General features: G+C 71.8%; 1 pseudogene. It reads left to right on the top strand.

What is annotated here, in order from left to right:
- A pseudogene (locus B4M60_RS08290) lies at positions 1 to 337 on the top strand (hypothetical protein); the annotation flags it as partial.

Here is a 337-nt window from a genome sequence, read left to right as displayed (position 1 = left end):
GCCGGCGGCGGTGGGTTTGCTGGTGCTGGCCGCGGTCGGCGCGGTTGGGGTCTCGCAGCCCCTGGCGGTGGCGCCGCCCGTCACCGGACCGGACGGCGAGCCTGTCCCCGGCAGCATCGCGACGATGGAGAAGGTGGACCTGGGCGGCAGCGAGCAGTGGATCACGATCCGCGGCCAGGACGAGACCAATCCGGTCCTGCTCAACCTCGGGATGGGCGGCCCCGGCGGGGGCGGCTTCTTCAACTCGCGCGAGTTCCAGCCCCTGGAGAAGCACTTCACCGTGGTCAGCTGGGACGAACCCGGGACCGGCAAGTCGTACGGCGCCGTTCCGTTCGAC

Origin of the sequence: Dietzia sp. UBA5065 (assembly GCA_002415925.1) — a bacterium.
In the GTDB taxonomy this organism is placed as follows: Bacteria; Actinomycetota; Actinomycetes; order Mycobacteriales; family Mycobacteriaceae; genus Dietzia.
This window is presented reverse-complemented; position numbering and strand designations above follow the sequence as displayed.